The sequence below is a fragment of the Luteococcus sanguinis genome (assembly GCF_039527675.1).
GTDB lineage: Bacteria > Actinomycetota > Actinomycetes > Propionibacteriales > Propionibacteriaceae > Luteococcus > Luteococcus sanguinis.
Map to the genome: position 1 here is coordinate 278,364 of NZ_BAAAKI010000004.1, position 22,555 is coordinate 300,918.

Here is a 22,555-nt window from a genome sequence, read left to right on the forward strand (position 1 = left end):
CACTGGGGCAACACCACGTCCGGGCCGGTAGAATGCCTGCCCGGACGCACCCATGTTCAACACACGAAGAGATTGAGGTTGAAGCCACGTGGCCATCGACTTGAAGATTGACCTGGCCAAGGTCCGCAACATCGGCATCATGGCCCACATCGACGCAGGCAAGACCACCACCACCGAGCGCATCCTGTTCTACACGGGCATCACGCACAAGATCGGTGAGGTGCACGACGGCGCCGCCACCATGGACTGGATGGAGCAGGAGCAGGAGCGCGGCATCACCATCACGTCCGCCGCGACGACGTGCTTCTGGCACGACACCCAGATCAACATCATCGACACCCCCGGCCACGTGGACTTCACGGTTGAGGTCGAGCGTTCGCTGCGCGTCCTCGACGGCGCCGTCGCCGTCTTCGACGGTGTCGCCGGCGTCGAGCCCCAGTCGCAGACCGTGTGGCGCCAGGCCAGCAAGTACGGCGTGCCCCGTATCTGCTACATCAACAAGCTCGACCGCACCGGTGCCTCCTTCGACCACTGCGTCAAGACCATCCGCGAGCGGCTCAACGCGACCCCAGCCATCACCCAGCTCCCGATTGGCGCCGAGGCTGACTTCATCGGCGTCGTCGATCTGGTCGAGATGAACGCGAAGGTCTATCGCGGCGAGACCGTTCTGGGCGAGATGTACGACGTCGAGGAGATCCCGGCAGACATGCTCGACGCGGCCCAGCTGGCCCGCCAGGAGCTGCTCGAGGTCGCGGCCGAGGCCGACGACGACCTGATGGAGCTCGTGCTGGAGGGCGAGGAGCCCACCGTCGAGATGCTGAAGGCCGCGCTCCGCAAGGGCGTGCTGGGCAATCTGTTCAACGTCATCGTGTGCGGGACCTCGTTCAAGAACAAGGGTGTGCAGCCCCTGCTCGATGCGGTCGTCGACTACCTGCCGTCGCCCCTCGACGTGCCGGCCATCGAGGGCTTCAAGCCCGGCGACGAGTCGACCGTCCTGGAGCGTCACCCCAGCAATGACGATCCGCTGTCGATCCTGGCCTTCAAGATCGCGGCCGATCCCCACCTGGGCAAGCTGACCTTCATCCGCGTCTACTCCGGCGTCCTGCAGGCCGGCACCCAGGTGCTGAACGCCACCAAGGGCAAGAAGGAGCGCATCGGCAAGATCTACCAGATGCACGCCAACAAGCGTGAGGAGATCGACGCCATCGGCGCCGGCATGATCTGCGCGGTCATGGGCCTCAAGGACACCACCACCGGTGAGACCCTGTGCGACCCGGCCAACCCGATCATCCTCGAGTCGATGGAGTTCCCGAACCCCGTCATCGAGCAGGCCATCGAGCCCAAGACGAAGTCGGACCAGGAGAAGCTGTCGATCGCCATCCAGCGACTGGCGGAGGAAGACCCGACCTTCCGCGTCCACACGGACGAAGAAACCGGCCAGACCATCATCGCGGGCATGGGCGAGCTGCACCTCGAGGTGTTGATCGACCGCATGAAGCGTGAGTTCAAGGTCGAGGCCAACATCGGCAAGCCCCAGGTGGCCTACCGCGAGACCCTGCGCCGCCCGGTGCAGAAGGTCGACTACACGCACAAGAAGCAGTCGGGTGGTTCGGGTCAGTACGCCAAGGTGATCGTCGACCTGGAGCCGCTGGAACCGGGCTCGGGCTACGAGTTCGTCAACGGTGTCACCGGTGGCCGCATTCCCAAGGAGTACATCCCCGCCGTCGACGCCGGCATCAAGGACGCCATGCAGTTCGGCGTGCTGGCCGGCTACCCGGTTGAGGACATCCGCGTGACGCTGACCGACGGGGCCTACCACGACGTCGACTCCTCCGAGATGGCGTTCAAGATCGCCGGCTCGATGGTCTTCAAGGAAGCTGCGCGCAAGGCCGACCCGGCCCTGCTGGAGCCCATGATGGCCGTCGAGGTGACCACGCCCGAGGACTACCTGGGCACCGTCATCGGCGACCTCAACGCTCGTCGTGGCCACATCCAGAGCATGGACGAACTGCACGGCAACCGCGTGGTGCGCGCGCTCGTGCCGCTGTCGGAGATGTTCGGCTACGTGGGTGACCTGCGGTCCAAGACCTCGGGCCAGGCCTCGTACTCGATGGAGTTCGACTCCTACGGTGAAACCCCGAAGACGGTCTCGGATGAGATCATCGCGAAGGCCCGCGGCGGCGAGTGATCGCCACAGGCTGAAGCTTGACGACGGGTCGGCCGCGGTTCGCGGCCGGCCCTTCGTCGGTCCATGACGGGAACCGGTTTGACTACTGGCACGCCGTGGACAAAACTTGGACGGGTATCCCTGAACGCCTCGGCGAATGGGGTCCGACCACAAGACCGACGTGGGGGAGTGGTCCCCGACGTTCCACCACAGTTCTCATGCGAACCGCGCATGCTGACATTCATGAAGGAGCCCCAGTGGCAAAGGCCAAGTTCGAGCGGACCAAGCCGCACTGCAACATCGGCACCATTGGACACATCGACCACGGCAAGACCACGCTGACCGCGGCGATCACCAAGGTGCTGCACGACAAGTACCCGGACCTGAACGCTGCTTCGGCGTTCGACCAGATCGACAAGGCTCCCGAGGAGCGCCAGCGCGGCATCACGATCTCGATCGCCCACGTTGAGTACCAGACCGAGAAGCGTCACTACGCTCACGTCGACTGCCCCGGCCACGCCGACTACGTCAAGAACATGATCACCGGTGCGGCCCAGATGGACGGCGCGATCCTCGTGGTCGCCGCCACCGACGGCCCCATGCCCCAGACCCGCGAGCACGTGCTGCTCGCCCGTCAGGTGGGCGTGCCCGCCATCGTCGTCGCCCTGAACAAGTGCGACATGGTGGACGACGAGGAGCTCATCGAGCTCGTCGAGATGGAGGTCCGTGAGCTGCTGAGCTCGCAGGAGTTCGACGGCGACAACTGCCCCGTCGTGCGCGTGGCCGCCTTCCCGGCGATGAACGGCGACGCCAAGTGGGCCGAGTCGATCATGGAGCTCATGGATGCTGTCGACGAGTACATCCCCCAGCCGGCTCGTGAGACCGACAAGCCGTTCCTGATGCCCGTTGAGGACGTCTTCACGATCACCGGTCGTGGCACCGTCATCACCGGTCGTATCGAGCGCGGCATCGTCAAGACCGGCGAGACCGTCGACATCATCGGCATCCACGAGGCGAAGCAGACCAGCACGGTCACCGGCGTCGAGATGTTCCGCAAGATCCTCGACGAGGGCCAGGCTGGCGAGAACGTCGGCCTCCTGCTCCGTGGCACCAAGAAGGAGGACGTGGAGCGCGGCATGGTCGTCATCAAGCCCGGCTCGACCACGCCCCACACCGACTTCGAGGGCAACGTCTACATCCTGACCAAGGAGGAGGGTGGCCGTCACAAGCCGTTCTTCTCGAACTACTCGCCCCAGTTCTACTTCCGCACGACGGACGTGACGGGTGTCGTCCAGCTGCCCGAGGGCACCGAGATGGTCATGCCCGGTGACACCACCGACATGGTTGTTCACCTGAACAAGCCCATCGCCATGGAGGACGGCCTGAAGTTCGCCATCCGTGAGGGTGGTCGTACCGTCGGCGCTGGCCGCGTGACCAAGATCATCAAGTGATCTTGTTTCACCTGGTCTGACTTGATCGTAGAAGGCCCCGTCCCCAAGGGACGGGGCCTTCTCGCATGCCTGGGGAAACGGCGCGGCTCAGTCGCGGACCAGCAGCGCCACCGGGAGCTCGGACAACAGTTCGGACACGGCGGTCTCGCCCTCGAAGGCGCGGCCGGTCAGCGCGTCCGTCCACCGTCCGTCCAGCGGGAGCGTCGTCGATGCCCAGCCACCACGTCGGGCAAGGCCAACTGGTAGGCGCGTGGCCAGCCCGATCACACCGGTGCGCTCGAAGGCCACCAAGTGGTCTGCAGCCTCGCCCTCGGCCGCCAACGCGCGATAACCGGTGAACAGTTCGGGGCGTTCCCGGCGCAGGCGCAGCGTGGTGCGCACCACGTGGAGCTTCGCCGCGCCGGACTCGTCGATCGCGTGGCTGCCCGCAGCGGCGAGTTGGGCCAGCCGAAGGTGGTCAACGGGGCGCCGGTTGTCGGGGTCGACCAGCGAGTCATCCCAGACCTCGGTGCCCTGGTAGACGTCGGGGACGCCGGGCATCGCCAGCTGGACGAGTTTCTGGGACAGCGAATTGCTCCAGCCAGGCGCCTCGAGGAGTGCCTGCACCTCGCGCCAGGCATCGCGCAGCGGTCCTGCCCCCAGCGCGGTGTCGATTGCAGCGTGGGCACGGCCTTCGTAGCCCTCGTCCGTATCGGTGTGGCTGGTGTGGGTGTGCGCCTCGCGCATGGCCTTGGTGGCGTAGTCGTGAAGCCGCTCGGCCTCGATCTCGCCGGTGCCCGCCAGCGTCTGGGCCAGCAACTCGGCGAACTGGGCGTCGTCCAGGCCGGTGTGCTCGCTGAAGGTGGTCATGAAGGCGGACCACTGCTCCGGAACCTCCGAGAGCACGGCGAGCCGTGCGCGGACGTCCTCTCCGCGCTTGGTGTCGTGCGTCGACAGCGAGGTCATCGAGGCCGGGAGGTCTCGCTCTCGCCGCTCCATTGCCGCGTGGAAGTCAGCCAGGCCCGAACCGAAGCGCGCCGGGTCACCGCCCACTTCGTTGAGGGCCACGAAGCGGTTGGCCCGGTACCAGGCGGTGTCCTCGATGCCCTTGGCCATCACCGCACCACTGAGCTGCTGGAAGCGGCGCGCGGCCTCCTGCGCCACCTCGCCGAGCACCGGTTCCAGCGCATCCAGCGCGGCAGCCAGCTCAGGTCGGGCCGAGCGGGCTGCGGCCAGAGCCTCGTCCAGGGCGTGCCGGTCGTCAGGCAGGTAGGTGCGGTAGACGGGCATGCGCACCGCCAGCTCGACCAGCGCCTCGCGGGCGCCGATGGGTGCGGGGTCGGGCAGGGCCGCCATGATCCGGCGGAGCTCGGCCCCGAACTGCTGTTCGCAGACCTCTCGCTTGCCGGCCAGCACCTGCTCGCCGATGCTGAGCAGGTCGCCGGTGCGCCGCTGGTAGTCATCGGTGAAGGCCTGCTCGCCAGCCTGGTCGACGAACAGCTGAGTCACCTCGGTCATGGCGTCGTAGCCGGTGGTTCCGGCGATCGACCACTCGGGAAGGGCCTCGCCGGGCTCCAGGATCTTCTCGGCCACCAGCCAGGCCCCGGGAGCGGCCTCGGCGAGCCGGTTGAAGTACTCCTTGGGGTCGACCAGACCGTCCGGGTGGTCGACGCGCAGGCCTTCGATGCCGTCATCGCGCACCATCCGCAGGACGCGCTCGTGGGTGGCCGCGAAGACTTCGGGATCCTCGACACGCAGACCGGCCAGGGTCGCGATCGTGAAGAAGCGGCGATGGGTGAGCTTGTCGTCCCCTTCGCGCCAGGGGATCAGGCGGTAGTGCTGGCGCTGGTGCACCTCGCGGGGGTCGTCCCCCTCGGCCCACGTGTCGGGTGCCAGTGGGAACCGGTTCTCCCAGTAGTGGAGCTCCCCGTCCACGATGCGCAGGTCGTCCACTGCCGCCGCGTCGGCCAGGACGGGGACGGCGATCGCCGGGGCGCTCCAGTCGATGTCGAACCAGTGCGCGTACTGCGAGGAGCGTCCGTGGGCCAGCACGTCCCACCAAGCGGAGGTCTCCCATGGCTTGGCGATGCCCATGTGGTTCGGGACGATGTCCACCACGATCCCCAGACCTGCGGCGCGGGCCGCTTCGACGAAGTGTCGCCAGCCTTGTTCGCCGCCACGGGCCGGGTCGATGGTCGTCGGGTCGGCCACGTCGTAGCCATGGTCGGAGCCCGACGTGGCGGTGAGCAGGGGGGAGAGGTAGACCGCGCCGACACCGAGGTCGGCCAGACGGTCCACCACGGCAGCCGCGTCGTCCAGCGTGAACCCGGACTGGATCTGGAGGCGGTAGGTGGAGGTGGGGATCATGGCCTCGAGGTTATCGGGGGTGGCGTGGCGCGAGTGAACTCCGAGACCCCAGGCCGGGCTCGTCCGCTGCGGGCGGACGCCACGCCGTGCATCCCGGCACCCGGGCGCTGGCGACCCTTCTCGAGGACCTCGTCGGGGTATGGGGGAGGCGGTTCTCGTTGGGTGTGGACGCGCTGCTGGGCCGCGTGCCCGGCGGGGCGTCACGTGGCGTTGCTGGAACTCGGCGTGGCTGAGCCCACGCTCGAAGTGATCCCTCAACTGGCGCACGGAACCTGGTTCGTTCTCGGGGAGAGTGTTCCTTCCCGGGACAGTGGTTCGGCGCTGGGCCCGGGGTTCAGCCCTGCTGCTGACGCTTCTGGACCGCCGCCCACTCATCCTTGAGCCCGACCGCGCGATGGAAGTGCATGCCCTCATCCTTGGCAAAGTAGCCGAGACGCTCGAACTGCATCACCTGGCCCACCGCCGACTCGGCGAGCGAGGGCTCCAGCTTGCAGCCAGCGAGCACGACGCGGGAGTTGGGGTTCAGGTCGTCCAGGGCCTCTCCGGTCGCCTCGCCGGGTGCCATGGCGGTGAACAGACGGTCGTAGAGGGACACCTCCGCATCGACCGCATGCGGTGCCGAGACCCAGTGCATCGTCGACTTCACCTTGCGGCCGTCGGGGGCATCCCCGCCGCGCGTGGCCGGGTCGTAGGTCGCATTCACCTGGACGACATTGCCCTGGTCGTCCTTGATGACGTCCGTGGCGGTGACGAGGAAGGCCCCGCGCAGGCGCACCTCGCGGCCGGGGGAGAGGCGGAAGAACTTGGGCGGGGGGACCTCCGCGAAGTCGTCCGACTCGATGAACAGCTCACCGGTGAAGGGGAGCGTGCGGGTGCCGTCGGCGGGGTTCTCCGGGTTGTTGTTCACCTCGAACCACTCCACGACCGGATCGCCGCTCGCATCGACGGGCCAGTTCGTGAGCACCAGCTTGAGCGGGTGCAGGACGGCCATCCGGCGCTGCGCGGTGCGGTTCAGCTCGCGTCGCACGAAGGCCTCGAACTCCTCGATCGCCTTCACGGAGTTGTTGCGGGTGGTGCCGACCGCGGTCATGAAGTCGCGGATCGCGGCAGCCGGGTAGCCACGCCGGCGCATCCCCCGCAGGGTGGGCATCCGCGGGTCGTCCCAGCCGTCGACGACGCCGTCGTCCACCAGCTTCTTCAGCCGACGCTTGGAGGTGATGGTGTGGGTCAGTTCCAAGCGCGCGAACTCGATCTGCTTGGGGGTGTCACCGGGAAGCGGGAGGTGGGCGAGGAACCAGTCGTACAGCGCGCGGTGCGAGTCGAACTCCAGCGAGCACAGCGAATGCGTGACGCCCTCGATGGCGTCGCTCTGGCCGTGGGCCCAGTCGTAGGTGGGGTAGATGCACCACTTGTCGCCGGTGTTGTGGTGGTCGGCGTGGCGGACGCGGTACATCACCGGGTCGCGCAGCCACATGTTCTCGCTGGCCATGTCGATCTTCGCGCGCAGGCAGCGGGTGCCGTCGGCAAACTCACCCGCTCGCATCCGGCGCAGCAGGTCGAGGCTCTCAGCTGCCGGACGGTTGCGGAAGGGGGACTCCACGCCGGGGGTGCCGAAGCCACCACGCTGGGCGGAGATGGTCTCGCCGTCCTGATCGTCCACATAGGCCAAACCGTTCTCCACCAGGTGCTCGGCCCACTGGTACAGCTGCTCGAAGTAGTCCGAGGCGTGCACGGTGGTGCCGGGGGTGTAGCCCAGCCACGCGATGTCGTCCTTGATGGCATCGACGTACTCCGACTCCTCGGTGCCCGGGTTGGTGTCGTCGAGGCGCAGGTTGCACACACCGCCGAAGTCCTGCGCCACCGAGAAGTTCTGGACGATCGCCTTGGCGTGCCCGATGTGCAGGTAGCCGTTGGGCTCCGGCGGGAAGCGGGTCTGGACGCGCTGACCGTAGGTGCCCTGCTCGTTGTCGCGGCGGACGATCTCCCGGATGAAGTCGTTGGCAACGGGGGCAGTGCTGGGCTCGGTCATGGCGGAAGCCTAGCGGGCTGTCGTCCAGGCTCCGTTCCGGCTGCCCCCGATAGGCTTGGCCCCACCATGACTGATGCACCTGCTCCCGCGCGCCTGCGCGTCGCCCCCTCGCCCACCGGAGACCCGCACGTCGGGACCGCCTACATGGCCTTGTTCGACAAGGCCTGGGCCGCCCGGACCGGCGGCGCCTTCGTGCTGCGCATCGAGGACACCGACCAGGCGCGTCTGGTCGAGGGTTCCGAGCAGCAGATCTACGACACCCTCGACTGGTTGGGTCTGACGCCCGACGAGGGACCCCAGCAGGGTGGCCCCTACGCGCCCTACCGCCAGAGCGAGCGGCTGGACACCTACCGTCCCCATGTCGACCAGCTGGTGGCCGACGGGCACGCCTATTACTGCTGGTGCTCCGGTGAGCGGCTCAAGCAGATGCGCGAGCAGCAGCAGGCCGCCAAGGCCGACGTCATCGGCTACGACCGCCTCTGCCTGGGCAAGACCCGCGAGGAGCGGGCCGCGCTGCCTGGATTCAGCGAGACGCCGGTGGTGCGGATGCTCATCCCTGACGACGTCCAGCTCACCTTCGACGACCTCGTCAATGGCGAGACCGCCGCGCCCCGTCCCGACGACCAGGTCATCCTCAAGGCGGACGGTTTCCCGACCTACCACCTGGCCGTCGTCGTCGACGACCACCTGATGGGCATCACGCACGTCGTGCGCGGGCAGGAGTGGATCAGTTCCACCCCCAAGCACCAACTGCTCTACTCCTGGCTTGGTTGGGAGGTTCCCCAGTTCGCGCACATGCCGCTGCTTCGCAACACGGACAAGTCCAAGATCTCCAAGCGCAAGAACCCGGCCGCGCGGCTGACCTGGTTCCGGGAGCAGGGCTACCTGCCCGAGGCACTGCTGAACTTCCTCATGCTGCTCGGCTACCCGCCGGTGCGGGAGGACGATGAGGTGCAGGGCTTCGAGGAATTCGTCGCGAACTTCGACTGGGCCAAGGTCAACCCCGCCGGGCCGATCTTCGACCTCGACAAGCTGAACTGGTTGAACGGTGCCTACCTGCGCAAAATGACCGCCGACGAGCTGGCCGGGCGCATTGAGGGCTACTGGGCTGAGCAGGGGGACCAGCCGCTGGACGCTCGCGGCCGTGAGCTGCTGGAGGGTGCCGCGCCGCTGATCCAGGAGCGGCTGGTGACGCTGTCCGAGGCCAAGGACAAGCTGGCCTTCCTGTTCGCCGAAGACGAGTCGATCGTCGCCGACGAGGCTGCCGTGGCGAAGCTGCCCGACAATGCGACGCAGGTGCTGGACGAGAGCATCGGGGTGCTCGAGAGCCTGTCGTTCTTCGACGCCGAGACCATCCAGTCAGCGCTGCGCGCCAAGCTGGTGGACGATCTCGGCATCAAGCCCAAGTTTGCCTTCGGGCCCGCGCGGGTGGCGATCACCGGGACGAATGTCTCCCCACCGCTGTTCGAGAGCATGGAGCTGCTGGGCCACGACTCCTGCCTGGCGCGTCTCAAGCGCTTCCGCGAGAGCCTCTGAGCGAAGGTTCCCGCACGAGTGGGTCGGGCTTGCCCTCAGGCGGACAACTGCTTGAGGGTGGGGTCACCGCCCATGGCGCCGACCTCGGCCAGGAAGAGCTCGGCGCACGCCAGCGCGTCGGTGAGCGCATTGTGCGCTGCATAACGGGGCAGGCCGTACTGGTCGCGGGCACCCCACAACCGCAGGGCACCGCGTGGTGGCTCGTCGTCGAATCCCTGGGTCAACAACCGGTACTGCACCTGCATGGTGTCGACGACGCTGAAGCGGGGACGCACTCCGTGGACCTGCTCGCAGGCCAGGCCGAGGAAGCCGGTCTCCAGCACCGCATGGTGGGCCAGGAGCACGCGTCCGGTGCAGGCGACCAAAAAGGCGTCGACTGCCTCGACGAGTTCCGAACCCTGGCTCAGCTGGTCGTCGGTGATCCTGTGCAGGGTGGCCGACTGGCCCACCTGGGCGTCGGAGTCGACGATGACGTGGCCGGCGCCCGCCAGGGGGATCGCGAGGGCGTCCACCGGCACCCATCCGATGGACAGCAGCCGGTCGCGTTCCGGGTCCAGTCCAGTCGTCTCGACGTCCACGGCGAGCAGCGGCAGCCGGGAGGCGGGGGTGGACGGATCGGGTAGTGGGGCCTCCAGGAAGCGGCGCATGACACCGTCGGTCAACAGGCGCGCCTGGCGGGCACGGTTCTCGGCGGCGGATCGGCGAAACAGCGGCATCTCGTGGCCTCAGCGGACGAGGTGGGTCTGGAAGAGGTAGCCGAGGCCCTCCTGCGCCTTGCGGATGACCCCGAAGGCGTCTCGCAGGTGTCGCTTCTCGAAGGTGCTCAACTCGTCAGGGCTGACGAAGTTGTCCGAGCGCTCGCCGCTGGCCAACTGGCGGTTCTGATGCCGCAAGCGCACATGGCTGCAGAACAGGAAGGCGTCGATCAGGTCGTTGGCTCCCTGCTGCGTGAGATGGCCCTGCGCGGCCAAGGCGCGCAGCCGTTCCGTGGTGCCGACTGCCGAGATCGAGTTGTTGAGGGCGTGCACCCGGGCGAGCTCTATCACCGCGTGCACGCCACCTGCTTTCAGGTCGAGGGTGTCGCGGTGGTCGCCCTCCTTCTCCAGGACGAAGCCTCGGAAGAAGCCGATCGGTGGCTGCCGCTGGACGGCCTGCGCGGCGAGGTGGGCGAGGAATCGGCGCGACTGTGGGGCCATCGACAGCGTCTCCGTGCGTACCTGGTCGAACAGCTCGGCGTGCCCATGGGCGACGCGAGCGTCAAAGAAGATCTGTGAGTGGAGCACCGCCTGCGGCTCCGGTTCGTTGAGCCAGCGGTGGAAGTACTGCCGCCACTGGCTCTGGGAGGCACGCCACCGGGGATTGGTCGCCATCACGTCGCCATCGCACACGGCGTAGCCGCACTCGGCCAGCCCGTCGCGCACCCGGATGGCCACCTGCTCGAACCATCCCAGCCGCGCCTGCTCGATGCCGTCCTCGTACAGGATGGCGTGGTCCTGGTCACTGGACAGCCCCAGCTCACCCCGCGCCTGCGAACCGAGCACGAGCCAGCACCACCGCCCCGGCGCCTCGCCGAGTTCTGCCGTCGCCAACTCGAGCAGGCGACGGTGGGTCGCATCGGCCAGGGCCGTGAGCAGGTGGGTGATGTCGTCGGCGGACGCATCCTGGGCGAAGAGCTGGGAGACGACCTGGGCGCGTCGGGCATTGACCGCGGCCAGGCCGGCCACGTCGTTCTGCCGGGCGATGTCACCGATCAGGAAGAGGGGATTGGCCTGTTCCAGCCGGAGCAGGTCACCCTGGCTGACCAGACCCACCGGACGCCCTTCGCTGACCAGTGGCAGGTGGCGCACATTGCGCGAGGTCATCGTGAGCAGGGCCTCGAAGGCGCGCGCCCCCGGATCCATGGTGAGTGGGCGAGGACTCATCACCTCACTGACCGGCAAAGCGATGTCCAGGCCGCTGGCCACCACTTTGTTGCGCAGGTCCCGGTCGGTGACGATGCCCACCAGCAGTGAGTCGGCCACGACCATCAGCGCCGACACATTGCGCTCGCGCATCAGTTGGGCCGCCTGCCGGATCGTCGAGGTCGGGGAGGTGGTGATCGGTTCCCGTCCGGCGGAGATCTCCCCGAGCTCGAGACCGAGCCAGGCGCTGGCCCCCCGGTCGGCCTGCCGTACGGTGCTCGCGGCAACCCGTACCCGGGTCTCTCCCACCTGCTCGTAGAACTGTCGCACGGCCTCGTGGTGCTGGTGGAGGTGGTGGAAGACGTCGGCCGACATCACATAGGCCAGTGAGTCCTCGATCGCGGTGATGGTGTATCGGGACGGCGCACGCGACAGCAGCGAGGAGGCGCCGAAGGAGCCCCCGGGTTCTGTCCGCTCCACCAGTTGCCCGGTCGCGTCCACGATGTCGACCGCCCCCGAACGCAACACGTGCACTATGTTGTTGGGCTGTCCGACCATCATGATGGGCGTGCCGCGCCGGTAGTAGCGGACCTGCATGCGGGTGGCCAGCTCGTCCATCAATCGGCTGTCCAGCTCGCTCCAGGGTTCGTGGGCGGCCAGGAAGTCGGCCACCTCGCGCACCTCGACGTCCATCGCCAGCCTCCTTGCCGTCGGTGTTCGCCCAAGGTCCCACAGCAGCCCTGTGAGCGCAAGCATTCTCACGCGTGCCTGCCTGAGGGATGCTGCCAACCGGATTTGGCACTGGCGCCGGATCATGACAGAATCTTCAAGTTGCTCCGACGGGGCCAGCTGTGGTGTGCGAACGCCGCGCAGGCCCCCGGGCAGTCGCCTTGTGTGGCACTGCAGAAGCGACCGACACAATCCAACAGTGGTACTTGTGTGCGGAGCAGTAGTGCGACACACCCGACCGCGGGGGTCGGTGATCGACAGCAGAAGTGCTTGTCAGGAACCGAATCAGCGGAGCTGAAAGCCGGAACCATCCGGACCGAGCTTGGACGAGTAGAAGGAACAACTGTGGCGGGACAAAAGATCCGCATCAGGCTCCGTGCCTATGACCACGAGGTCATCGACTCGTCGGCGCGCAAGATCGTCGACACGGTGACCCGTACGGGTGCCAAGGTTGCCGGCCCGGTGCCGCTGCCTACCGAGAAGAACGTGTTCTGTGTGATCCGTTCGCCCCACAAGTACAAGGACAGCCGCGAGCATTTCGAGATGCGCACCCACAAGCGGCTCATCGACATCCTCGATCCCACGCCGAAGACGGTTGATTCGCTCATGCGTCTCGACCTTCCGGCCGGTGTGGACATCGAGATCAAGCTTCCGTGAGGTCTGCTGACATGACGAACGAACGCAAGGTGAAGGGCCTGCTGGGCACCAAGCTCGGCATGACCCAGCTGTGGGACGACAACAACAAGGTCGTCCCCGTGACCGTGATCCAGGCTGGCCCCTGTGTGGTCACCCAGGTCCGTACCCCCGAGACCGACGGCTACTCCGCCGTCCAGCTCGGCTTCGGTGCGGTCAAGGCCAAGAAGGTCACCAAGCCCGAGTCGGGCCAATTCGAGAAGGCTGGCGTGACCCCGCGCAAGCACCTCGCCGAGCTCCGCACCGCGGACGCCAGCGAGTACACCCTCGGCCAGGAAGTCACCGCCGAGACCTTCGCTGCCGCTGAGGTCGTCGACGTGACCGGCGTGACCAAGGGCAAGGGCACCGCGGGTGTCATGAAGCGCCACGGCTTCAAGGGCCTCAGCGCGAGCCACGGTGTGCACCGCAAGCACCGCTCGCCCGGTTCCATCGGTGGCTGCTCGACCCCCGGCCGTGTCTTCAAGGGAATGCGCATGGCTGGCCGCATGGGCAATGCCCAGGTCACCATCCAGAACCTGACCATCCACGCTGTCGACGCCGAGCGCGGCCTGATCCTGGTCCGCGGAGCCATCCCGGGCAACAAGGGCAGCCTGGTCGTCGTCCGCAGCGCTGCCAAGAAGGGTGATGTCGCATGAGCGAGTCGCTGAAGGTCGACGTCCTCGGCGTCGACGGCAAGAAGGCCGGCACCACGGAGCTCCCCGGTGAGTACTTCGACGTGCAGACCAACATCCCGCTGATCCACCAGGTCGTCGTGGCCCAGCAGGCCGCTGCTCGTCAGGGCACGCACTCCACCAAGACCCGCGGCGAGGTTCGCGGCGGTGGCATCAAGCCCTGGCGCCAGAAGGGCACCGGTCGCGCCCGTCACGGCTCGCGTCGTTCGCCCATCTGGGTCGGCGGTGGCACCGTGCACGGCCCGAAGCCCCACGGCTACGAGCAGCGCACCCCCAAGAAGATGATCGCTGCCGCCATCAAGGGCGCCCTGTCCGATCGCGCTCGCGACGGCAAGGTGTTCGTGCTGGACAGCATCGTCGCCGGTGAGGTCCCCTCGACCAAGGCTGCCCTCCAGGCGCTGCAGTCGCTCGGTGACGTCACCAAGCTGCTCGTCGTGCTGGACCGCACCGAGGACGTCGCCTGGCTGAGCCTGCGCAATGTCCCGACCGTGCATGCCCTGGCCGTCGACCAGCTGAACGCCTACGACATCCTGGTCAACGATGGCGTGGTCTTCACCAAGGCCTCGCTGGACGCCTACACCTCGGGCCCCGCCAAGGGCAAGAGCGTCAAGGCCGTCGCGACCGAGACCGAGGCCGCCTCCGCGGCCGCCGATGAGGAGACCGAGAAGTGAGCGACGCCCTCAAGATCCGCGACCACCGCGACATCCTGCTCGCGCCCGTCGTGAGCGAGAAGAGCTACGGCCTGCTCGACGAGAACAAGTACACCTTCCTCGTCGCCCCGCAGGCGAACAAGACCGAGATCAAGATTGCCGTCGAGAAGGTCTTCGGCGTCAAGGTCCTCTCGGTCAACACCATCAACCGCCAGGGCAAGAAGCGTCGTACCCGCTTCGGCATCGGCAAGCGTCCCGACACCAAGCGTGCCATCGTGACGGTCGCCGAGGGCCAGCGCATCGACATCTTCGGAGCCCCGGTCGCCTGACCGGTTCGACGCTGAGACAAGGAAACTGAGACCTCATGGGTATCCGTAAGTACAAGCCGACGACTCCTGGTCGTCGTGGCAGCAGCGTGTCGGACTTCGTCGAGCTGACCCGCTCCACCCCCGAGAAGTCGCTGCTGGTGGCCAAGCCGAAGACCGGTGGCCGCAACAACACCGGCCGCATCACCACTCGTCACATCGGTGGTGGACACAAGCAGGCCTACCGCCTGGTCGACTTCAAGCGCTACGACAAGGACGGCGTGCCGGCCAAGGTCGCTCACATCGAGTACGACCCCAACCGCACCGCCCGCCTCGCGCTGCTGCACTACGCAGATGGCGAGAAGCGCTACATCATCGCCCCCCAGGGCCTGAGCCAGGGCATGACCGTCCAGGCCGGCGAAGGTTCCGACATCAAGCCCGGCAACAACCTGCCGTTGCGCAACATCCCCGTCGGCACCACGGTGCACGCGGTGGAGCTGCGTCCCGGTGGCGGCGCCAAGCTCGGTCGCTCGGCTGGTGCCGAGATCCAGCTGGTCGCTCGCGAGGGCAAGTACGCCACCCTGCGCATGCCCTCGGGTGAAATGCGCATGGTCGACGTGCGGTGCCGCGCAACCGTCGGCGGCGTCGGCAATGCCGAGCAGTCGAACATCAACTGGGGCAAGGCCGGCCGTAGCCGCTGGAAGGGCGTCCGCCCGACCGTCCGCGGTGTCGTCATGAACCCGATCGACCACCCGCACGGTGGTGGCGAGGGTCGCACCTCGGGTGGTCGTCACCCGGTGTCGCCGTGGGGTAAGCCCGAGGGCCGTACCCGCGACAAGAACAAGGCGAGCAGCCGTCTGATCGTCCGCCGTCGCAAGTCCGGCAAGAAGCGCTGAGTGGGAGCCTGAGTACAAATGCCTCGTAGCTTGAAGAAGGGTCCCTTCGTCGACGAGCACCTGACCAAGAAGGTCGATGCTCAGAACGACAAGGGCACCAAGAACGTCATCAAGACCTGGTCGCGTCGTTCGATGATCGTGCCCGACATGATCGGTCACACCATCGCAGTTCACGACGGCCGCAAGCACGTCCCGGTGTTCGTCACCGAGGCCATGATCGGTCACAAGCTGGGGGAGTTCGCCCCCACTCGTACCTTCAGGGGCCACGTGAAGGACGACAAGAAGAGCCGCCGCCGCTGAGCGGGCGAGTAAAGGAACTGATCAGACAATGAGCAACAACGAAAGCCGGCCCAGCCGTCGCGCTGCCCTGCTCGGGGATCGTCCTGGCTCGTACGCCATCGCGCGTCACGTCCGGATGAGCCCGACCAAGGTTCGCCGCGTCGTCGACCTGGTGCGTGGGATGGGTGCCAATGAGGCACTGACCGTCCTGAAGTTCGCGCCCCAGGCCGCCAGCGAGCCCGTGTACAAGTTGGTCGCCTCGGCGATCGCCAACGCGGAGAACACCGAGAACCTGCGCGCCGACGACCTGGTCATCAGCCAGGCCTACGTCGACGAGGGCGTGACCATGCGTCGCATCCGTCCGCGGGCCAAGGGTTCCGCCAGCCGCATCCTCAAGCGCGCCAGCCACATCACCGTGGTTGTCGAGCCCAAGGCTTCCGCCTCGGCGAAGCCCGCACACCTTGACCGCAAGCCGTCTGAGAGCAAGAAGGGAGCCTGAGCATGGGCCAGAAGATCAACCCGCATGGCTTCCGCCTCGGCATCACCACCGACCACAAGACCCGTTGGTACGCCGAGAAGCAGTACGCGGCCTTCGTCGGTGAAGACGTGAAGATCCGCCAGTACCTCCTCAAGACCCTTGAGCGTGCAGGCATCTCCTCGATCGAGATCGAGCGTCGTTCCGAGCGCGTGACCATCTACCTTTACGCTGCCCGTCCGGGCATCGTCATCGGCCGCAATGGCGCCGAGGCGGAGCGCGTGCGCGCCGCCCTCGAGAAGCTGACCGGCAAGCAGATCCAGCTGAACATCCTCGAGGTCAAGAACCCCGAGATCGATGCCCAGCTCGTTGCCCAGGGCATCGCCGAGCAGCTCGGCGCCCGTGTCGCCTTCCGTCGCGCCATGCGCAAGGCACAGCAGACCGCCATGCGTTCTGGTGCCCAGGGCATCAAGATCAAGTGCTCCGGTCGTCTCGGCGGCGCCGAGATGAGCCGTTCGGAGAGCTACCGCGATGGTCAGGTGCCGCTGCACACGCTGCGCGCTGACATCGACTACGGCTTCTTCGAGGCTCGCACGACCTTCGGTCGCATCGGCGTCAAGGTGTGGATCTACAAGGGTGACGTCACCGGCACCAAGGCCGAGCGCGCTGCCCAGAAGGCTGCCCGCGCTGCCGCTCCCGGTCGCCAGCGTCCGGCCCGTCGTGGCCGTGGCGAGGGTCGTACCGACCGTCCCGAGCGCGGCGGTCGCCGTCGCGCCGAGCAGGCTTCCGAGGCCCCCGCGGCCCAGGCGTCTGCTCCCGCCACCGAGAACGCAGGAGCCTGAGCAACATGCTGATTCCTCGTCGTGTGAAGTACCGCAAGCAGCACCACCCCCAGCGGGATGGGATGGCCAAGGGCGGCACCAAGCTCGCCTTCGGTGAGTTCGGCATCCAGGCGCTCGAGAGCTCCTACCTGACCAACCGTCAGATCGAGGCCGCTCGTATCGCCATGACCCGTCACATCAAGCGTGGTGGCAAGGTCTGGATCAACGTCTACCCGGACCGCCCGCTGACCAAGCACCCCGCCGAGTCCCGCATGGGCTCCGGCAAGGGTTCGCCCGAGTTCTGGGTCGCCAACATCAAGCCCGGACGTGTTCTCTTCGAGCTCTCCGGCGTCGATGAGGAGACCGCTCGCGAGGCCATGCGCCTGGCGATCCACAAGCTGCCCTTCAAGGCTCGCTTCATCAAGCGCGAAGCAGGTGAAATCTGATGGCCAAGTCCATTGTTGCCGCCGATCTGCGCGGCCTGAGCCGTGACGAGCTGAACTCCAAGGTCACCGAACTGAAGGAGGAGTTGTTCTCGCTCCGCTTCCAGTCCGCCACCGGCCAGCTGGAGTCCAGCGGTCGGCTGCGTGAGGTCCGCAAGGACATCGCGCGCATCTACACGGTGATCCAGGAGCGCAACCTGGGCATCGTCGACGACCCCGACCTGAAGAAGGAGGCCTGAGATGGCCGAGCAGTCCACCGAGACCACGGCGCGTAGCGCCCGCAAGGTCCGCGAGGGCGTTGTCGTGTCCGACAAGATGGACAAGACGATCGTCGTGCTGGTCGAGGACCGGGTCAAGCACCCGCTCTACGGCAAGGTCATGACCCAGTCCGAACGCCTCAAGGCCCACGACGAGAACAATGAGGCGGGTGCGGGCGACCGCGTGCGCATCATGGAGACCCGTCCGCTGTCGGCCACCAAGCGCTGGCGCCTCCTCGAGGTCGTCGAGAAGGCCAAGTGATCCATCGACCAGGCGCCTGAGGAGCGATTCGCCCCGAGGGCGCCTGGTCGTCTAAGCTTGACAAGTTGGCCTTTGCCGCGGTGCTCCGTGCCCCACTGGGGTGCGGAGCTCGTTGCGGGTCGGCCACCTGTCAGGACGGTTCGCCGTCCAAACGCCTGCGGAACCCTCGGGTTCCGGGGTTGTCCACCCCTCCTGGCCAAATCCAGGAGGACCGTATCTAGCTTCCGCAGGCCCGTGAGGGAACCGTGGGAGCAGAGGAGAAGCAATGATCCAGCAGGAGTCGCGACTGAAGGTCGCCGACAACACTGGTGCCAAGGAGCTCTTGTGCATCCGTGTTCTTGGTGGGACCAAGCGCCGCTACGCCGGCCTGGGGGACACCATCGTGTGCAGCGTCAAGGACGCCATCCCCGGCGGCAACGTGAAGAAGGGTGACGTCGTCAAGGCGGTCATCGTCCGCGCCACCAAGGAAACCCGTCGTCAGGACGGTTCGTACATCAAGTTCGACGAGAACGCCGCCGTCATCCTGAAGAACGACGGGGAGCCCCGCGGCACCCGCATCTTCGGCCCGGTGGCCCGCGAGCTGCGCGAGAAGAAGTTCATGCGCATCGTCTCGCTCGCCCCGGAGGTGATCTGACATGAAGTCGCTGCACGTCAAGAAGGGTGACCGCGTCAAGGTCATCGCCGGCAAGGACAAGGGCACCGTTGGTGAGATCCTCGAGGTCTTCCCCGCCGAAGAGCGTGTGATCGTCGAGGGTGTGAACATCGTCAAGCGGCACACCCGCGGTGGCGCCACCCCCCAGGGTCGTCAGGTCGAGGGTGGCATCGTCTCCGCCGAGGCCCCGATCCACGTGTCCAACGTCCAGCTGGTCGTCGGCTCGGGCGCGGATGCGACCGTGACCCGCGTCGGCCACAAGCGCGTCGAGGTGACCAAGCGTCGTCCCGACGGCACCGAGTACAAGGCTGAGCGCTCCGTGCGCATCGCCCGCAAGACGGGGGAGGAGATCTGATGAGCGTCGACACCACCGAGCAGGTGAACACCCCGCGCGAGATGCCGCGTCTGAAGACCAAGTACCGCCAGGAGATCAAGTCGGCGCTGCAGGAAGAGTTCGCCTACGCGAACCCGATGCAGGTGCCCGGACTGGTCAAGATCGTCGTCAACATGGGCGTCGGCGAGGCGGCCCGTGACGGCAAGATCATCGACGGTGCCATCAAGGACCTGACAGCCATCACCGGCCAGAAGCCGCAGGTCACCAAGGCCCGCAAGTCCATCGCGCAGTTCAAGCTGCGTGAGGGCATGCCGATCGGCTGCCACGTCACCCTCCGTGGTGACCGCATGTGGGAGTTCGCCGACCGTCTGCTGACGCTGGCCCTGCCGCGCATCCGTGACTTCCGCGGCCTGAACTCCAACCAGTTCGACGGCCAGGGCAACTACACCTTCGGTCTGTCCGAGCAGGTCATGTTCCTCGAGATCGACCAGGACAAGATCGATCGCGTGCGCGGCATGGACATCACCTTCGTCACGTCGGCGACGACCGACGCCGAGGGTCGGGCGCTGCTGAAGCACCTCGGCTTCCCCTTCAAGGAGGTCGACGACGCCAAGGCGCGCAAGGTGCGCCGCGGTGCTGCGTACTACAAGAACAAGAAGAAGAAGTGAGGCGCTGAACCATGGCGAAGACAGCCCTGAAGGTGAAGCAGTCGCGCAAGCCGAAGTTCGGTGTGCGCGCCTACACCCGCTGCCAGAAGTGCGGGCGACCGAAGTCGGTCTACCGCAAGTTCGGCCTGTGCCGCGTCTGCCTGCGCGAGATGGCTCACAAGGGCGAACTGCCCGGCGTGACCAAGTCGTCCTGGTGACCCACTGAACGATGCCGGCTGGCGCGGGAGATCGCGCCGGTCGGCACCACCGCGGGAGATGTCCCGCACCAACCAATGCTTCCGGGCCGTCGGCCCGGATCTAGCGCGGCAGGTCATGGCTGGGTGTACCCGGCCATGAAACCGTCGCGGGAACGGAAAAACGTACAGCCATGACAATGACTGACCCGATTGCAGACATGCTGACCCGTCTGCGCAACGCCAACCAGGCGTTCCACGATGAGACGTCGATGCCGTCCTCGAAGATCAAGGTGGGAATCGCCGAGATCCTCAAGGCCGAGGGCTACATCGCCGCCTACGAGGTCGCCGAGCCCGCCGAGGGCGAGGTCGGCAAGACCCTGAAGATCACGCTGAAGTACGGCGACGACCGCAAGCGGTCGATCGCCGGTGTGCGTCGCATCAGCAAGCCCGGCCTGCGCGTCTACGCGAAGTCGACCGGACTGCCCAAGGTGCTTGGTGGCATGGGTATTGCCATCATCTCCACCTCCCAGGGCCTGCTGACCGACCGCCAGGCGCATGCGAAGTCCGTGGGCGGCGAAGTGCTCGCCTACGTCTGGTGACCCGACGAGACTGAGAAGGAGAATTTAGATGTCGCGTATTGGCAAGCTCCCGATCACCGTCCCGTCCGGTGTCGAGGTGAAGCTCGATGGCCAGAACGTCGAGGTGAAGGGCCCGAAGGGGACCCTGAGCCACGTCGTTGCTGAGCCCATCAAGATCAGCAAGAACGAAGAGGGTCTGCTGGAGGTGGCTCGTCCTGATGATGAGCGCAACAGCCGCTCCCTCCACGGCCTGACCCGCACCCTGGTCGCCAACATGGTGACCGGTGTGACCGAGGGCTACGAGAAGAAGCTCGAGATCGTGGGCGTCGGCTACCGCGTCATGGCCAAGGGCCCGACGCAGCTGGAGTTCGCACTCGGCTTCTCGCACCCCGTCGTGGTGAACGCCCCCGAGGGCATCACCTTCGCCGTGGAGAACAACACGAAGTTCGCAGTCCAGGGCATCGACAAGCAGCTCGTGGGCGAGGTTGCGGCCAACATCCGCAAGATCCGCAAGCCTGAGCCGTACAAGGGCAAGGGTGTGCGGTACGCGGGCGAGCAGGTCCGCCGCAAGGTTGGAAAGGCTGGTAAGTGACCATGGGTATCTCCCTGGGAGTCCGCAAGGGACTGGCACCGAAGACTGCGTCGCGCCTGCGTCGTCAGGCTCGTGGCCGCAAGAAGATCTTCGGTGCGACCGAGCGTCCGCGCATGGTCATCACCCGTTCCGCCCGCCACATGAGCGTTCAGGTCATCGACGACGTCTTGGGTCACACCCTGGCTTCGGCGTCGACCATGGAGGCCGAGGTTCGCAATGTGAGCGGCGACAAGTCTGCCAAGGCTGCAAAGGTGGGCGCCCTGATCGCCGACCGTGCGAAGGCCGCTGGCGTCGAGAACGTGGTCTTCGACCGCGCCGGAAACAAGTACCACGGCCGAATCGCTGCGCTGGCTGACGCCGCGCGCGAGGGTGGCCTCGGGTTCTGACACACGACTGAAAGGCAAGAGACGATGAGTGGAACTCAGCGCCGCGGTGGCGGCGAGCGTCGGGGTCGTGAGGACCGTCGGGGCAATTCGCAGGCCAAGCAGGAAGAGAAGTCGCAGTACCTGGAGCGCGTGGTTGCGATCAACCGCGTCGCCAAGGTCGTCCAGGGTGGACGTCGCTTCAGCTTCACCGCGCTGGTCGTGGTGGGCGATGGCGAGGGCACCGTGGGTGTCGGCTACGGAAAGGCCAAGGAGGTGCCCGCGGCGATCGCCAAGGGTGTCGAGGAGGCCAAGAAGCACTTCTTCAAGGTGCCGCTGGTGCAGCGCACCATCCCGCACCCCGTGCAGGGCGAGAAGGCGGCCGGTGTCGTGATGCTGCGTCCGGCTTCGCCCGGTACCGGCGTCATCGCCGGTGGCTCGGCTCGCGCCGTGCTGGAGTGCGCTGGCGTGCACGACGTGCTCGCCAAGTCGCTGGGCTCGGCCAACGCCATCAACGTGGTTCACGCCACCGTTGAGGCGCTGCAGAGCCTCGAGGAGCCTGAGCAGGTCGCGAAGCGTCGCGGTCTGCCCGTGGAGGACGTGGCCCCGGCCGCCCTCCTGAAGGCTCGCAAGGAGGAGGTGGCTCACTGATGGCACGCCTGAAGGTGACCCAGCTGAAGTCCGGTATCGGTGGCAAGCAGAACCACCGTGAGACCCTGCGCACGCTCGGTCTGAAGCGTATTGGCGACGTCGTGGTGAAGGAGGACCGTCCGGAGATCCGGGGCATGGTCCGTACCGTTCGCCACCTGGTCGCCGTGGAAGAGGTGGAGTGACATGGCGTTGAAGGTTCATCACCTGCGCCCTGCCCCCGGTGCCAAGACCGCCAAGACCCGCGTTGGTCGTGGTGAGGGCAGCAAGGGCAAGACGGCCGGTCGCGGTACGAAGGGTACCGGCGCCCGCAAGAACACCCCCGAGAACTTCGAGGGTGGCCAGATGCCGATGCACATGCGTCTGCCGAAGGTGAAGGGTTTCAAGAACCCCTTCCGCACCGAGTACCAGGTCGTGAACGTCGCTCGCATCGCCGAGCTGTTCCCGGCTGGTGGCGCGGTTTCGGTCGACGACCTGGTCGAGAAGGGCCTCGTTCGCGATGGCCAGCTCGTCAAGGTGCTCGGCAATGGTGACCTGCAGGTTGCCCTGCAGATCGCCGCTGACAAGTTCTCGGCCTCGGCCAAGGAGAAGATCGAGCAGGCTGGCGGTTCCGCCACCGAGCTCTGATCGACAG

28 protein-coding genes are annotated in these 22,555 nt (G+C 66.7%); 24 read left to right on the top strand and 4 right to left on the bottom strand.

The window, feature by feature from the left end; genetic code table 11:
• Positions 1 to 139: 139 nt before the first annotated feature.
• Together fusA and tuf are read left to right on the top strand one after the other, a co-directional pair.
• Positions 140 to 2,188: an elongation factor G gene (gene fusA, locus ABD089_RS05020; RefSeq protein ID WP_386769135.1), complete on the top strand. Its 2,049-nt coding sequence runs from the start codon at positions 140 to 142 to the stop codon at positions 2,186 to 2,188.
• A gap of 236 nt (positions 2,189 to 2,424) precedes the next feature.
• Positions 2,425 to 3,618 carry an elongation factor Tu gene (gene tuf / locus ABD089_RS05025; protein ID WP_343885123.1) on the top strand — a complete coding sequence of 398 codons (1,194 nt, stop codon included), beginning with the start codon at positions 2,425 to 2,427 and terminating at the stop codon, positions 3,616 to 3,618.
• A gap of 87 nt (positions 3,619 to 3,705) precedes the next feature.
• Here the strand turns inward: tuf and treY are convergent, their stop codons facing one another.
• Positions 3,706 to 5,964 (bottom strand): malto-oligosyltrehalose synthase, encoded by a 2,259-nt coding sequence (gene treY, locus ABD089_RS05030; RefSeq protein ID WP_343885124.1) that lies wholly within the window; start codon positions 5,962 to 5,964, stop codon positions 3,706 to 3,708.
• Positions 5,965 to 6,298: 334 nt separating this feature from the next.
• The gene (locus ABD089_RS05035; protein WP_343885125.1) at positions 6,299 to 7,993 is read right to left on the bottom strand and encodes a glutamine--tRNA ligase/YqeY domain fusion protein; all 1,695 of its coding nucleotides are present in this window, start codon (positions 7,991 to 7,993) and stop codon (positions 6,299 to 6,301) included.
• A 66-nt stretch (positions 7,994 to 8,059) separates the two neighbouring features.
• Between ABD089_RS05035 and gltX the strand changes: the two genes are divergently transcribed.
• A complete protein-coding gene (gene gltX, locus ABD089_RS05040) occupies positions 8,060 to 9,529 on the top strand; it encodes a glutamate--tRNA ligase (RefSeq protein WP_343885126.1) in 1,470 nt (489 codons plus the stop codon).
• A 35-nt stretch (positions 9,530 to 9,564) separates the two neighbouring features.
• Here gltX and ABD089_RS05045 read toward each other — a convergent pair whose 3' ends face one another.
• Together ABD089_RS05045 and ABD089_RS05050 are read right to left on the bottom strand one after the other, a co-directional pair.
• On the bottom strand, positions 9,565 to 10,245 hold the full coding sequence (locus ABD089_RS05045) for an exonuclease domain-containing protein (RefSeq protein ID WP_343885127.1): 681 nt from the start codon (positions 10,243 to 10,245) through the stop codon (positions 9,565 to 9,567).
• 9 nt (positions 10,246 to 10,254) lie between these two features.
• A complete protein-coding gene (locus ABD089_RS05050; RefSeq protein ID WP_343885128.1) occupies positions 10,255 to 12,123 on the bottom strand; it encodes a putative nucleotidyltransferase substrate binding domain-containing protein in 1,869 nt (622 codons plus the stop codon).
• Positions 12,124 to 12,504: 381 nt separating this feature from the next.
• On the opposite strand from ABD089_RS05050, the gene rpsJ reads away from it, so the two are divergent.
• The 21 genes from rpsJ (at position 12,505) to rplO (ending at position 22,548) form a co-directional block, all read left to right on the top strand.
• On the top strand, positions 12,505 to 12,816 hold the full coding sequence (gene rpsJ, locus ABD089_RS05055) for a 30S ribosomal protein S10 (RefSeq protein WP_015071250.1): 312 nt from the start codon (positions 12,505 to 12,507) through the stop codon (positions 12,814 to 12,816).
• 11 nt (positions 12,817 to 12,827) lie between these two features.
• Complete coding sequence (gene rplC, locus ABD089_RS05060) at positions 12,828 to 13,487, top strand: 50S ribosomal protein L3 (RefSeq protein WP_343885129.1); 660 nt, start codon at positions 12,828 to 12,830, stop codon at positions 13,485 to 13,487.
• Positions 13,484 to 14,194, top strand: a complete 711-nt coding sequence (gene rplD / locus ABD089_RS05065; protein ID WP_343885130.1) for a 50S ribosomal protein L4 — start codon at positions 13,484 to 13,486, stop codon at positions 14,192 to 14,194. Before rplC ends, rplD begins: the two co-directional genes overlap by 4 nt.
• Positions 14,191 to 14,502, top strand: a complete 312-nt coding sequence (rplW, locus tag ABD089_RS05070; protein ID WP_343885131.1) for a 50S ribosomal protein L23 — start codon at positions 14,191 to 14,193, stop codon at positions 14,500 to 14,502. Before rplD ends, rplW begins: the two co-directional genes overlap by 4 nt.
• A 35-nt stretch (positions 14,503 to 14,537) precedes the next feature.
• Entirely contained in the window at positions 14,538 to 15,374 is an 837-nt protein-coding gene (rplB, locus tag ABD089_RS05075) for a 50S ribosomal protein L2 (protein WP_343885132.1), read from the top strand.
• A gap of 18 nt (positions 15,375 to 15,392) precedes the next feature.
• Positions 15,393 to 15,674, top strand: coding sequence for a 30S ribosomal protein S19 (gene rpsS, locus ABD089_RS05080; RefSeq protein ID WP_343885133.1), 282 nt, complete (start codon positions 15,393 to 15,395; stop codon positions 15,672 to 15,674).
• Between the two features lie 28 nt (positions 15,675 to 15,702).
• Complete coding sequence (gene rplV, locus ABD089_RS05085) at positions 15,703 to 16,152, top strand: 50S ribosomal protein L22 (protein ID WP_343885134.1); 450 nt, start codon at positions 15,703 to 15,705, stop codon at positions 16,150 to 16,152.
• A gap of 2 nt (positions 16,153 to 16,154) precedes the next feature.
• The gene (rpsC, locus tag ABD089_RS05090; RefSeq protein WP_343885135.1) at positions 16,155 to 16,970 is read left to right on the top strand and encodes a 30S ribosomal protein S3; all 816 of its coding nucleotides are present in this window, start codon (positions 16,155 to 16,157) and stop codon (positions 16,968 to 16,970) included.
• A gap of 5 nt (positions 16,971 to 16,975) precedes the next feature.
• Positions 16,976 to 17,395: a 50S ribosomal protein L16 gene (gene rplP, locus ABD089_RS05095; protein WP_343885136.1), complete on the top strand. Its 420-nt coding sequence runs from the start codon at positions 16,976 to 16,978 to the stop codon at positions 17,393 to 17,395.
• Positions 17,395 to 17,631 (top strand): 50S ribosomal protein L29, encoded by a 237-nt coding sequence (rpmC, locus tag ABD089_RS05100; RefSeq protein WP_343885137.1) that lies wholly within the window; start codon positions 17,395 to 17,397, stop codon positions 17,629 to 17,631. Before rplP ends, rpmC begins: the two co-directional genes overlap by 1 nt.
• A gap of 1 nt (position 17,632) precedes the next feature.
• The gene (rpsQ, locus tag ABD089_RS05105; RefSeq protein WP_343885139.1) at positions 17,633 to 17,911 is read left to right on the top strand and encodes a 30S ribosomal protein S17; all 279 of its coding nucleotides are present in this window, start codon (positions 17,633 to 17,635) and stop codon (positions 17,909 to 17,911) included.
• A gap of 265 nt (positions 17,912 to 18,176) precedes the next feature.
• On the top strand, positions 18,177 to 18,545 hold the full coding sequence (gene rplN, locus ABD089_RS05110; protein WP_343885140.1) for a 50S ribosomal protein L14: 369 nt from the start codon (positions 18,177 to 18,179) through the stop codon (positions 18,543 to 18,545).
• Between the two features lies 1 nt (position 18,546).
• Positions 18,547 to 18,918, top strand: coding sequence for a 50S ribosomal protein L24 (gene rplX, locus ABD089_RS05115; protein WP_343885141.1), 372 nt, complete (start codon positions 18,547 to 18,549; stop codon positions 18,916 to 18,918).
• Complete coding sequence (gene rplE / locus ABD089_RS05120; protein ID WP_343885142.1) at positions 18,918 to 19,565, top strand: 50S ribosomal protein L5; 648 nt, start codon at positions 18,918 to 18,920, stop codon at positions 19,563 to 19,565. Before rplX ends, rplE begins: the two co-directional genes overlap by 1 nt.
• 11 nt (positions 19,566 to 19,576) lie before the next feature.
• Complete coding sequence (locus ABD089_RS05125; protein ID WP_343885143.1) at positions 19,577 to 19,762, top strand: type Z 30S ribosomal protein S14; 186 nt, start codon at positions 19,577 to 19,579, stop codon at positions 19,760 to 19,762.
• A gap of 170 nt (positions 19,763 to 19,932) precedes the next feature.
• A complete protein-coding gene (rpsH, locus tag ABD089_RS05130) occupies positions 19,933 to 20,340 on the top strand; it encodes a 30S ribosomal protein S8 (RefSeq protein WP_343885144.1) in 408 nt (135 codons plus the stop codon).
• A 28-nt stretch (positions 20,341 to 20,368) separates the two neighbouring features.
• Entirely contained in the window at positions 20,369 to 20,911 is a 543-nt protein-coding gene (rplF, locus tag ABD089_RS05135) for a 50S ribosomal protein L6 (RefSeq protein WP_343885146.1), read from the top strand.
• Between the two features lie 2 nt (positions 20,912 to 20,913).
• Positions 20,914 to 21,297: a 50S ribosomal protein L18 gene (rplR, locus tag ABD089_RS05140; RefSeq protein WP_343885148.1), complete on the top strand. Its 384-nt coding sequence runs from the start codon at positions 20,914 to 20,916 to the stop codon at positions 21,295 to 21,297.
• A 24-nt stretch (positions 21,298 to 21,321) separates the two neighbouring features.
• Complete coding sequence (gene rpsE / locus ABD089_RS05145) at positions 21,322 to 21,924, top strand: 30S ribosomal protein S5 (protein WP_343885149.1); 603 nt, start codon at positions 21,322 to 21,324, stop codon at positions 21,922 to 21,924.
• The gene (gene rpmD, locus ABD089_RS05150) at positions 21,924 to 22,106 is read left to right on the top strand and encodes a 50S ribosomal protein L30 (RefSeq protein WP_343885150.1); all 183 of its coding nucleotides are present in this window, start codon (positions 21,924 to 21,926) and stop codon (positions 22,104 to 22,106) included. The genes rpsE and rpmD overlap by 1 nt, the downstream gene beginning before the upstream one ends.
• A gap of 1 nt (position 22,107) precedes the next feature.
• Positions 22,108 to 22,548: a 50S ribosomal protein L15 gene (gene rplO, locus ABD089_RS05155; RefSeq protein WP_343885151.1), complete on the top strand. Its 441-nt coding sequence runs from the start codon at positions 22,108 to 22,110 to the stop codon at positions 22,546 to 22,548.
• The last annotated feature ends 7 nt before the right edge of the window (positions 22,549 to 22,555 follow it).